At 62.1% G+C, this 11,354-nt stretch carries 12 protein-coding genes; 9 read left to right on the top strand and 3 right to left on the bottom strand.

From position 1 onward, the window contains the following. The first annotated feature begins 421 nt into the window (after positions 1 to 421). The 6 genes from nikR (at position 422) to GGQ66_RS22440 (ending at position 4,448) form a co-directional block, all read left to right on the top strand. Positions 422 to 898: a nickel-responsive transcriptional regulator NikR gene (nikR, locus tag GGQ66_RS22415; protein ID WP_183795891.1), complete on the top strand. Its 477-nt coding sequence runs from the start codon at positions 422 to 424 to the stop codon at positions 896 to 898. A gap of 185 nt (positions 899 to 1,083) precedes the next feature. Then, positions 1,084 to 1,845 (top strand): DUF4198 domain-containing protein, encoded by a 762-nt coding sequence (locus GGQ66_RS22420; protein WP_237359050.1) that lies wholly within the window; start codon positions 1,084 to 1,086, stop codon positions 1,843 to 1,845. A gap of 4 nt (positions 1,846 to 1,849) precedes the next feature. Further along, complete coding sequence (gene cbiM, locus GGQ66_RS22425; RefSeq protein WP_183795895.1) at positions 1,850 to 2,476, top strand: cobalt transporter CbiM; 627 nt, start codon at positions 1,850 to 1,852, stop codon at positions 2,474 to 2,476. Positions 2,477 to 2,482: 6 nt separating this feature from the next. Further along, positions 2,483 to 3,034 carry a NikL family nickel/cobalt ECF transporter subunit gene (locus tag GGQ66_RS22430; protein ID WP_183795897.1) on the top strand — a complete coding sequence of 184 codons (552 nt, stop codon included), beginning with the start codon at positions 2,483 to 2,485 and terminating at the stop codon, positions 3,032 to 3,034. Next, the gene (cbiQ, locus tag GGQ66_RS22435; protein ID WP_237359048.1) at positions 3,031 to 3,741 is read left to right on the top strand and encodes a cobalt ECF transporter T component CbiQ; all 711 of its coding nucleotides are present in this window, start codon (positions 3,031 to 3,033) and stop codon (positions 3,739 to 3,741) included. Before GGQ66_RS22430 ends, cbiQ begins: the two co-directional genes overlap by 4 nt. Further along, positions 3,738 to 4,448 carry an energy-coupling factor ABC transporter ATP-binding protein gene (locus GGQ66_RS22440; RefSeq protein WP_183795899.1) on the top strand — a complete coding sequence of 237 codons (711 nt, stop codon included), beginning with the start codon at positions 3,738 to 3,740 and terminating at the stop codon, positions 4,446 to 4,448. Before cbiQ ends, GGQ66_RS22440 begins: the two co-directional genes overlap by 4 nt. Before the next feature lie 3 nt (positions 4,449 to 4,451). Here the strand turns inward: GGQ66_RS22440 and GGQ66_RS22445 are convergent, their stop codons facing one another. Both GGQ66_RS22445 and GGQ66_RS22450 read right to left on the bottom strand, forming a co-directional pair. Next, positions 4,452 to 6,092: a 3'-5' exonuclease gene (locus GGQ66_RS22445; protein ID WP_183795901.1), complete on the bottom strand. Its 1,641-nt coding sequence runs from the start codon at positions 6,090 to 6,092 to the stop codon at positions 4,452 to 4,454. A 13-nt stretch (positions 6,093 to 6,105) separates the two neighbouring features. Then, on the bottom strand, positions 6,106 to 7,920 hold the full coding sequence (locus GGQ66_RS22450; RefSeq protein ID WP_237359049.1) for a DUF294 nucleotidyltransferase-like domain-containing protein: 1,815 nt from the start codon (positions 7,918 to 7,920) through the stop codon (positions 6,106 to 6,108). A 240-nt stretch (positions 7,921 to 8,160) separates the two neighbouring features. Here GGQ66_RS22450 and GGQ66_RS22455 point away from each other — a divergent pair, with 240 nt between their 5' ends. Both GGQ66_RS22455 and GGQ66_RS22460 read left to right on the top strand, forming a co-directional pair. Beyond that, the gene (locus tag GGQ66_RS22455; protein WP_183795904.1) at positions 8,161 to 8,919 is read left to right on the top strand and encodes a sulfite exporter TauE/SafE family protein; all 759 of its coding nucleotides are present in this window, start codon (positions 8,161 to 8,163) and stop codon (positions 8,917 to 8,919) included. Positions 8,920 to 9,074: 155 nt separating this feature from the next. After that, positions 9,075 to 9,998, top strand: a complete 924-nt coding sequence (locus GGQ66_RS22460; RefSeq protein ID WP_183795905.1) for a Gfo/Idh/MocA family protein — start codon at positions 9,075 to 9,077, stop codon at positions 9,996 to 9,998. A gap of 7 nt (positions 9,999 to 10,005) precedes the next feature. Here GGQ66_RS22460 and GGQ66_RS22465 read toward each other — a convergent pair whose 3' ends face one another. Continuing rightward, positions 10,006 to 10,863 (bottom strand): SMP-30/gluconolactonase/LRE family protein, encoded by an 858-nt coding sequence (locus GGQ66_RS22465; RefSeq protein ID WP_183795906.1) that lies wholly within the window; start codon positions 10,861 to 10,863, stop codon positions 10,006 to 10,008. 267 nt (positions 10,864 to 11,130) lie between these two features. Here GGQ66_RS22465 and GGQ66_RS22470 point away from each other — a divergent pair. Further along, positions 11,131 to 11,354: SDR family NAD(P)-dependent oxidoreductase (locus tag GGQ66_RS22470; RefSeq protein WP_183795907.1), on the top strand; the 224-nt coding region annotated here is incomplete at its 3' end.

Consider the following 11,354-nt stretch of genomic DNA (forward strand, 5'->3'; position numbering starts at 1 on the left):
CCGAGGCAGAAGAACGATACTATGCCATGCTGGACGAGCCGGCCATGGCCGCATAACTTAAACCAAACGGTCTCCGGTAAATCCGGCGCGGTTCAACGCCCATGCGGGCAAGCCGCACCGGCCCGTTGGACTTCGGGTCGATGCCAGCCAGAAAACCGTCAACATGGCTGAACGGAGCAAACGGCAAGAAAACACTGTGTAATTCATCGTCAGTCGGTACATTTGGGTATTATGTTTGTCATGGACCACGACGTGCCTAGACTTCCGAAGGAATTTTTCATTTGTCAGGCCTGGTGCGGGTTTCAGTTACATTAGTTGGGGAGGACAGGACGCGCTGGGGCCTGCTTCTTCCCGCCGGACACAAGAGCGGCTATCTTCCCTGAACATCCCGCAAGCTGGCAGCGTCGAAACGGAACCGCACATGGAACGCATCACCATCACGGTCGATGAAGACCTTCTCAAGGAAATCGACGCGCTGAGCGCGAGGCGGGGCTACAAAAGCCGTTCGGAGATTTTCCGCGACATGGCGCGCGAGGCGCTGGCGCGGGAAGCCATTGACGCCGCAGAACAGGTCGATGGCGACGAACCCTGCTTCGGGACGCTGACCTATGTTTACGACCATGGTATTCGCGACCTGCCGATCCGCCTCACTGACAATCACCACGCTCATCACGCCCTTTCCATCGCCACGACACATGTGCATGTGAACCACGACAATTGTCTTGAGGTTTCCATCCTTTCCGGCACCGCCGGCAATCTGCGCAAATTCGCCGACAGCGTAACAAGCCAGCGCGGCGTCCGGTATGGCAAACTACATATCATGCCGCTCGAGGGCGAGGATGGGCACCACCATTTCCATAGCCATTCGCATCACCGGCACGACGACCACGACCACTGAGACCCCACTGACATCGGCGCTCTACGTCAATCGACGTAGATTGTATGATTTTTTTTGATTTTATCACACTTACTTTGATGCTAGTTTCTGACTGTCAGCGACCTCTGCGGTTGCGACAAACAATTCGTAAGATAAAAATCAAATACGTCCTACGACGCCCGGAGGGTTTTTTGCTTCCTCGCCCGCTGCTTCGCTCCCTGCTGGCCGCCGCCCTGTACAGCGCCTTCGTCCCGCCCGCTTCCGCCCATTTTCAGGAGATCATCCCTTCGGCGGATGTGCTGCCGGAAGGCGGGGCAGTTAATCTGGATCTCGTTTTCACCCACCCCTTCGAGGGTGGCCCCGTGATGGACATGAAGCGACCGGCCTCGGTTGGCGTCTTTGCCGGCGGCAAGAGCAACGACCTAACCGACAGGCTCGTCCCGGCGTCCACAGATGGCGCGACCACCTGGAAACTTTCCTACGACCTGCCGGAACCGGGCGCGGCGATCTTCCACGTCACGCCGCAGCCCTATTGGGAGCCATCCGAAGGCAAATATATCGTTCACTACGCCAAGGTCGTGGTCGACAGCTTTGCCTCTGGCGAAGGCTGGGACGAGATGGTGGGCCTGCCGGTCGAAATCCGGCCGCTGACCCAGCCAACGGCCGTGTGGACGGGCAATATCTTCTCCGGCGTCGTCACCAAGGCCGGCAAACCGGTTCCCTTTGCCAAGGTGGAAGTCGAATTCATCAACGACAAGGGCATCAAGGCACCGAACGACGCCTATATCACCCAGGTCATCAAGGCCGATGCCAACGGCACCTTCAACTATGCCATGCCGACCGCCGGCTGGTGGGGCTTTGCCGCCCTTCTTGAAGCCGACCAGCCGATGAAATCGCCGGAAGGCCAAGACGTTCCCGTCGAGGAAGGCGCGCTCATCTGGGTCAATGCCAAGCCGATGGGACAATAAGCCGATGGCCCATATTCCCGATGGCATCCTGACGCTTCCCGTCCTCGTCGGCGGCGCAGCCGTGGCTGCCACGGGGGTGGGGCTGGCGCTGAGGCGGATCGATGACCGCGCCATCCCCCGCATAGCCATTCTTTCCGCCGTCTTCTTCGCAGCATCGCTGGTGTCCATTCCCGTTGGCCCTTCCAGCGTACATCTGCTGCTGGCGGGGTTGATGGGCATCATTCTCGGGCCAGGCGTCTTTCCCGCCGTGCTTGTGGCGCTCATCCTGCAAGCCGTTCTCTTCGGCTTCGGCGGCCTGACGACGCTTGGTGTGAATACCGTCAATATCGCCCTGCCGGGTGCATTGACCGGCCTCGTGCTCGGACCGTTCATTCGACGCGCATCCTCCCCGCTTCGGGCAGGAGCGATTGCCGCCGTCGGCGCAGCTTTCTGCACCTTTGCGACCGGCGGCCTCGTCGCGCTTTCCCTGTGGCTAGCATCATCGGATTTCACACCCGTCGCCCGTATCCTGCTGCTGACCTATCTTCCGCTCGCCATCGCCGAAGCGGCGGTCACGGCAACCGTCATCGCCTTTCTTACGCGGGTGCAACCACAGGCCCTTCTTCCCCAAAACACAGCACCGGCGGAGTAGCGATCCATGGCGCGCATCCTCCTTATCCTGCTTTCGCTCTCTATCGCCGGTCCGGCCACCGCCCATAGCCTGCGGGTCTTCGCGAGAGTCGAGGGTGCTCAGGTCTCCGGCTATGCGTTCTTCATCGGCGGTGGCCGCCCAGCCGGCGCGACTTGGGTGGCAAGGATGGCCGATGCAATGCTGGCCACCGGCAAGACGGATGGCAACGGCGCCTACAGTTTCGCTGCTCCATCCGCCGTCATCTCCACCATCGCGATTACCGTCGATACCGGCGAAGGACACATCGCCACCACAACCCTTGTGCCGGCGCGTTTCGGGCCGATGGCCGAAGGCAAACCCGACGACGCCCCAGCTCCAACCCTCGACACCAACCCGGCACCCGCTGCAGGCGCTACAGCGCAGCAGATCGAGGCTGCCGTCGAGCGGCAGGTCGCGCCCTTGCTGGAACGCATCGAAACCATGGATGCGCGCATGCGCTTTACCGACGTCATGTCCGGCGTCTTCCTCATTCTGGGTCTGGCCGGCATGGCGCTCTGGGCGCGCGGGCGAAGATCATGACGATTCCGGCAGATCTACGCCTTCGCATCGGCCTCGCCCTCGCCCTTCCGGCCCTGCTGACGACGGTCCACGGTTTTGCACCTGCCTTCACCGCACTGGTTGCAATGCTCCTGCTTCACGTCGGCAGCCGCCAGCCTTTTCCGTGGAAACGACTTCTGCATCTCGAAGGCTTCCTGCTCCTGCTCTTCGTTACATTGCCCTTCACCATGCCGGGTACGCCGCTGCTGACGCTTGGTCCGCTGACGGCGAGCATAGAGGGCGCGTGGCGGGCGGCAACGCTTGCCGCCAAGGTCTCAGCCTCAGTCCTGCTGCTGGCGCATCTCTTTGCCGCCACCGATCCGCTGCATCTCGGCAACGCGTTGCGGGCCCTGCATGTACCCGAGCCGCTGGTGCGCCTGTTCGTGACCGTCACCCGCCAACTCGGCGTTGTCCGTGCCGAATTCGCGCGGCTGCAGGATGCCATGCGGGCGCGGGCCTTTCACCCGCGCTCCAACCGCCACACCTGGCGCAGCTACGGCAACCTCATGGGAATGCTCCTCGTCAGGGCACTTGAGAGGGCCGACCGCGTCGAGGAGGCCATGCGGCTGCGCGGCTATTCCGGACGCTTTCCGCGCACGGCGCTCATGGCACCCACTGTGGCGGATTGGGCGGTGACCGCGGCGCTGGTTGGCGCGACCCTGCTTCTCCTGTTATGGGACAAGGCATGACAGAGCCGCTTTGCCTGCAAAATCTGAGCGTCAGCCGGGATGGGAAAGCCATCCTCGACGGCATCGACCTGCGCCTTGGCGAAAGCGAAAGGCTGGCCATTGTCGGCGCAAACGGCGCGGGCAAGACCACGCTCCTGCGCAGCATTGTCGGGCTGGAAAAACCCGATGCCGGTGATGTCATCCTGTTCGGCGACGTCTGCAAGCGCGAGCGCGATTATCGCGCCAAGCGACCGCGCATCGGCTTTCTGTTTCAGGAAAGCGACGACCAGCTTTTCTGCCCGAGCGTGATCGAGGACGTTGCCTTCGGTCCGCTCAACACCGGCGCTTCTGAAGCGGAAGCCCGCTTGATCGCGGCGCAAACGCTGGAATGCCTGGGCATCGACCATCTTGCCGAACGCTTCACCCACCGGCTTTCGGGCGGGGAAAAGCGGCTGGTCTGCCTTGCCGGGCTTCTTGCCATGCGCCCCAACGTGCTGCTTCTGGATGAGCCAACCAACGGCGTGGATGCGGAAAACGGAGCAAGGCTGCGGGCGGCCCTCCTCGCCTTTCCCGGCGCAATCATCCTCGTTTCCCATGATGACCGCTTCGTCGCTGAGATCGCCACGCGCGCGCTCATCCTCGCGGAGGGACGGCTGAAGCCCGCTGAAATTCACGACCACGTTCATTCCCATCGCCATCCGCACATTCACGCGAAACCGGCACCTTGAACCTCAGACGGCCACCTTGGCGTTCAGGTCCTTCACCAGCCGTCCGTGGCGGCGCACTTCCGTCAGAACATCCTCGAACCGTTCCAGCCCCTTGCCAGCCAGAATGGTCTTGAGCTTCAGGAAAACCTCCGCCGTCGCCACCGCATCGCCAAGGGCGGTATGGCGCAGATCTTCCGGCAGGTCGACGCCAAGCCGTCCTGTCAGCGCATCCAGCGAGTGCTCTTCCCACGGCCCGAAGACGACCGCCGACAGCGACACGGTATCCAGCACCGGGTTGACGAAGGATTTGCCGATCTGCTTTTCGCGCCGGTAGAGGAACTCCATGTCGAACGGCGCATTGTGGGCCACCAGCACGGCCCCTTCGGCAAAGCGGTGGAAGCGTTCAACAGCCTCCAGAATGCGCGGTGCGCCGGCTACCATGTCATCGGTCACGCCATGGATGGCTGTGGAGCCCGGCGGAATGGGGCGACCGGGATTGACCAAAAGATCGAAGGCTTCACCGCGCACCCGCTTGCCCGCAACGATGCGAACCGCCGCGATCTGCACGACCTCATCGCCCTGATCCGGCAACAGCCCGGTGGTTTCCGTATCGAACACCACATAGGCGAGTTCATCGAGATGCGCCCGCGTGATCCTGTCGGGATGCGACCGGGCCAGTAGGTCGAAATCATAGACGACGGAGTGCAGCGGCTCCTGCCGCCCGGCCGGCACAATATCGCCGGGCTTGAGCCGGGTGGCAAAGGCCGTATCGTCATCGGCATGCAGCTTTTCGTATTTCGCCTCCAGTTCATCGAGAACGGAATTCACATCCTCCAGCCCGCCCGGCAGGGCAGCAGCGCGTGTACGGGCGAAGACTTCCTCAAGCAGCGCATCACGCCGGGCAAAGGCCGTGAGTTCGGCCGTCATGTCACGCAGCGTCATGACATAGGCGCCTTCGGCCCCGCCATTATCGGCGGCAAGGCGCATGCGCCCGGAAAAGCGCCGCGTGCTCATCAGCGGCGAGCAGACGAATTCCACCACAGCCTCCGGCGAACCGGCCTCCAGAAGCTGCCGATGGGCGCTACGCACCGCGCCGTCGTCCAGATAATCGAACAGGCTGCGATCCAGACAGACCGGCTGTCCGGGATCAGCCAGCAGGCGTTGCGCCACGCCATTATAGAACACAAGCCGATGACGCCCGGTGCAGAGCAGCACGGCGGGCGGCACATCAGCCAGCAGATGCTCCAGCCGGCTCTTGTCGGCGGAAAGGCGCGTCGTTTCCCGTGCGATGCTTTCGGCCAGCGCCCCCCGTCCTTCCACAAGCTGCGCCGTGGTGGCGCAGGCGGCAGCGGCGAGATCACCGAGATAACGCGCCTGTTCTGCGTCCATGGCCTTCGCCACATCGGCGTGCACCCGCGCCCGCATGGCCGAAGCTATAGCTTCGATGGGACGGGCAACATGTGCGTCGAACAGATAGGCGATGACACCCACCAGTAGACAGACCCCGACCACGGCAAGGATGGCGCCCTGAATGAAGGCATCAAAAGCGGCCGCATCGACGATCAAGGCGCGGGCGAGCCAGAGCCCCACGGCAATCATCGCGATGACGCCGAGGGCGATGGCTGCGAAGAAGAGCAGAATGCGGATGCGCAGGCTCAGTTTCACGGACAGCACTCCTTCAGAGCGGCAACGCGCCGCGATGGGCAAGCGACGATTGCATGGTGCGAACGACGACGAAGGCATCGCGAAGCTGCGAACGTTCGAACTCACCGAGATCATAGGGTGTCAGATAATTATCGGGCCGGTTACCGGCCCTCACCAGCGCAGCCTGATGGCGCAACCGGTATTCGGCTATCAGATCGTAGGCCGCGATCAGATCGCGGGCTTCCGTACCGGAAATCGCCCCCGCTTCACCAGCCGCAACCAGCCGCGCCCGGGTGTTGGCAGGGGGCAGTCGCTTTACCAGCGCATAGACGCGGGCAAGATCGACGACCGGCACGACGCCGTTCATCTTCATGTCGATCTGGTTGCGATGCTCGCCGCTCTTCAGCGTCGCCAGCCCGCGCAACAGCCCTAGCGGCGGCACATGCTTCAGCGAATTCCCAACCATATGCGCGACGAAGAAGGGGCTGTTGCCAGAGATCGCCAACGTTTCCGCCTGCAGGCCGGTAAAGAGGGAAGCATCGCCTGCGATCGGCCGTAGATCGAACATCACGCTGGCCAACATCTGCGCCGTCGGGTCCGGCTGCATGATCCAGTCGAGGAAATATTGCCGCCACACCCGAACCGGCTGACGCCAGCGGGGGTTGGTCGCCATCATGTCGCCGGGGCAATAGACATAGCCGCAGGCATTGAGCCCATCGCTGACGAAGCGGGCGAAATTCTCAAACCACGCATTCTGCGCCGGCTCAAGGGCATTGTCGATGATGAGACAATTGTCCTGATCGCTGACGCCGGTCTGCTCCTGTCGCCCCTGACTGCCGCAGGCAAGCCAAAGATAGGGAACCGGCGGTGGCCCGAACCGGTCTTCAGCCATGGCAACCAGCCGCCGGGTCACGGCATCGGCAATATCGGTAATCAGCCGGGTCACGACCTCGTGCGGATTATGCGCTCCCACAAGTTGCACGAGAAGCCGGGGAATGCGTGCCGTCGCCTGTTGCAGGTCTTCGATACGTTCGGCGCTGGCAATGTCGCGGATGAGGAGCGCCGATGACACCGCCTGAAAGCGGGTCAGGTCCGTTTGCGTAATCATACCGACAAGGCGTTCACCCTCAACCACCGGCAGGTGACCGATGCCGCGCTCAAGCATCAGGTGCAGGATATCGGAGCCGAGATCCTCTCCATGCAGGCCGACGGGATCGGCGGTCATGACGGCTGAAACGGGCGTCGCTTCCGGGTTCACCCCAGCGGCGATGACCCGGACTGAAAGATCACGCACCGTCAGGATGCCGACGAAGCGCTCTTCATCGACCACTCCGAGGCACGACACCTTGCGATCGCGCATGATTTCAGCCGCCCGGCGCACCGTATCCCCCGGCGCGCAGATAAACGGCGGCTTCGACATGAGATCGCCGACCTTGCGAGTGGTCATGTCCGTCGGACGTTCCACAGGAATGACCGGACGCCCGAAGAAGCGGGCAAAAACCGGCTCATTGCGCATCAACTGGTGGAAGAGATCGGCAGGCAGAAGCAGAAGAACCGTATCCATCCGGGCAATGGCGCTGGTGGCCGCCGCACCGCCGGCGAGAAGTCCGCGCTCGCCGAAGTGATCGCGTGGCGCAAGCTCGGAGATCACCGCATCCGATGCGTTGCGTGTTTCAACCTTGCCCTCCATGATGAGATAAAGACCGTCAAGCGTTTCGCCGTGGCGATAGACGACGCTTCCCGCCGAGACTTCATGACGCACGAGGGCACGCGCCACGCGATCAAACTCGGCGCGGGGAAGGCCGTCATACGGGTGGACGCTCTCCAGAAAGGTCTCGACAGTCGACAAGCGGAATTCCATTTCGAATCAAGGGTGGCTGGCGCGCCATAAGCCTCCCGGAACGCGCCATGCGGGCATATTCGCAAGCCTTGATCCCAAGTCCAATGCGCAATTAGACGCATGTGCCGCGCTTTTGCGATTCCGCAAGGCCACCGGCAAAAGGCCCGCACTGCAGTTTTTTTGCTTTTCGCACATCGTGATCGCAAAACCGCTGCACATTCTCGCGCGGCATGCTTTATGGGGCGGACCATGATCGAACACACGCCCCTCATCATCACCCTGTCCATGATCGCAGCCTTTCTGGTTGGCCTGTCCAAGGGCGGTCTGCCATCCGTCGGCGCGGCGGCGGTACCATTGCTCGCCATCGTCATGTCGCCGGTGATGGCGGCCGCGCTGCTGCTGCCCATCTTCGTGGTCAGCGATATGGTGGGACTTTATCTCTACCGGCACCACTTCTCGGCCCGCAATCTTGTGATCCTGACCCCGGCCTCAATCATCGGCGTGGCGATCGGCTGGTATTTCTCGGCCTCGCTGTCAGCAGAGTTCATCGGCTTTCTCGTCGGGGTGGTCGGGATCGTCTTCTGCCTGAACGCCTGGTTCGGCGCGCGGTTTCGTACCAGGGTACGGGAAGCCGACGTGCCGCGGGGCGTGTTCTGGGGGGCAATCACTGGCTTCACCAGCTTCGTTTCCCACACCGGCGCACCGCCCTTCCAGATGTATGTGCTGCCGCAGCAACTGGACAAGCTGACCTTCGCCGGCACAACGACCATACTTTTTGCCATCGTCAACGCCGTGAAGCTCATTCCCTACTGGCAGCTTGGGCAGTTTTCCCGGTTCGACACGACGCTCGTTCTCTGGCTTGCCCCGGTCTCCCTGCTGGGCGCCGTCGCCGGTCGCCGTATCACCGGCTATATTCCCGAATGGCTGTTCTTCCGGCTGATCCAGATCGCCCTGATGATCCTCTCCCTCAAGCTTGTTTTCGATTACGTGAAAACGCTTGTCGCATAACCAGAATGCGCGCTCGCATACCAGAATTATCATATTGAAAAAAATATCTTTTTTGAAACATCGAATGGATTGACGCCGTTTGCGCCGCGCCGTTATCGTGCCGCGAAAACGAGAGAGGGCGGCTGCCGCCGAGGCCCGCCGCGGAGGACAAATTCATGACTATTCGACTGGGCCTTGTCGGCCTCGGCAAGATCGCACGCGACCAGCATCTGCCCGCTATTGAAGCCACCGAAGGCGCCGAACTCGTCGCCGTCGCCAGCCGCCATGCGGGCCTGGATAACCTGCCGCATTTCCACGATATCGACGCCCTGCTGTCGAGCGATGTTGCGATCGATGCCGTGACGCTATGCACGCCGCCGCAGGGCCGGTTCGCGCAGGCGCGCGCCGCCCTTCTGGCCGGCAAGCACCTGATGCTGGAGAAGCCGCCCGGCATGTCGGTAGCAGAGGTCGATGCGCTCGGCCGCCTGGCGAAGGAAAAGGGCCTCACCATCTTCACCACCTGGCACTCGCGCGAGGCCGCAGGCGTTGAACCCGCCCGCGCCTTTCTGGCTGGCAAGGCGATCCGTTCGGTCAGGGTCGAATGGAAGGAAGACGTGCGCTACTGGCATCCCGGCCAGCAGTGGATCTGGGAACCGGGCGGTCTCGGTGTGTTCGACCCCGGTATCAATGCGCTGTCCATCGTTACCCGCATCATGCCGGAACCGATGCACCTGACCGAAGCCACGCTGGAATTCCCGGAAAACTGCGCGTCACCGATTGCAGCGGACCTGACCTTCTCCACGGATAGCGGCGTTCCTGTCACGGCAGAATTCGATTTCCGCCAGACCGGCCCGCAGACATGGGATATCACCGTCGAAACCGATGGTGGGGCGCTGAAGCTTTCGCTTGGCGGCAGCCGCCTTTCCATTGATGGCGTGGAAAGAATGGCCGAGGAAGACCGCGAATATCGCAATCTCTACGCCCGTTTCGTGAAACTGGTGACCAGCGGCCAGTCGGATTTAGACCCCTCGCCGCTCGTCCATGTCGCCGATGCCTTCCTGCTCGGCCGTCGCAAGATCACCGATCCCTTTTACGACTGAGGTTGCCTCAGGGAATGAAGCGAGGCGCGGGCACACCGCGCGCTTCGACTTTGTGGTGAAAGGTTTTACCGGCATGGATATCTGCGGCCAGCGCCGCCGCATCCATGCCTTCCTGCGCCGTCGTCACATAAAGCGTCGAGAGGTCTTCGCCCCCGAAAGCCGGGCAACTTGCCTGCGTCGCGGGCACCGCGATCTTGCCGATGCGCTCGCCATCAGGGCTGTAGCAGGCGACGATACCGGCACCCCAATGGGCAATCCACACATTGCCCTCCGCATCTGTCACCGCACCATCGGGAACGAGGCCGTCCGCCTTCAGATCCAGAAATATCTCGGGTGCAGCCACCGGCCAGCCTGTTTCGCTGTCGAGCGCCTGCTTCCACACCTTTTGCCGGGCAGAATCGGCAAAATAGCCGAGTGAGCGGTCCGCATCGAAGCAGATGGCATTGGGAATGGTGATACCCTCGTGGAGTTTGCGCAACGTGCCCCTGAAGTAGCGATAGATGGAGCCCGCGCCGCGCTCGGCCTTGCGGCCCATGGTGGAGGCCCAGAAGCCGCCCCAGGGATCGGCCCGACCGTCATTCGAGCGTGTAGACGTATCATCCGCTTCGATGAGGAAAAGCGGGCTCAGCAGGTTGGTGACGAGGTTGTAGCGAAAGAGCCCCTCCTCTCCGGAGAGGATCAACGTTTCCCGATCGATCCAGCCGGCCGCCGAAAACAGCATCGGCAGATCGCGAGCCTCGACCGTCTCGCCATCATGGCAATAAAGCTTGCGACCCATGATATCGAACCAGAAGAACTCACCGCGTTCCGGATGCCAGAACGCGCCTTCACCCAGTTCGCAACCCGTGTGATCGAGAATGTCCATGTTATCGTCTCCTCCCGTCGCAGGGGCGCTTTGTCCCCGGCGATGCTCCATGAATCCTGAGATAGTGTGTCCAAGCATGGCAGGCAAATTGAAATCCACGGGTTTGGCATGACGTTTTTGCTATGCTGCCATTACCAGCCGCCGTTCGCAGGGACGTGCGCAAAATCGTACCCGTTTCCCCCGTTTCGGGATTGCACAGCGCTGCAAACACCGGCAATAGTAGACGCAAAATGTTGTCGGACAACATGACAATTTGGGAGGATTGGAATGGCATCGCTTCACGGTCGGACGGTTGTTATCACGGCGGCGGGTCAGGGGATCGGGCGGGCGAGTGCGCTGGCCTTTGCGGCGGCGGGCGCGACGGTTTACGCGACGGATGTGAACGAGGCAGCACTCGCTTCGCTGGCGGGCGAGAAGAATGTGCGCCCGATGAAGCTCGACGTGCTGGATGGCGCGGCGGTCGCGGATTTCTTCGCCAGGGTCGGGCGCGT

Origin of the sequence: Allorhizobium borbori (genome assembly GCF_014196535.1) — a bacterium.
Lineage (GTDB): Bacteria > Pseudomonadota > Alphaproteobacteria > Rhizobiales > Rhizobiaceae > Ectorhizobium > Ectorhizobium borbori.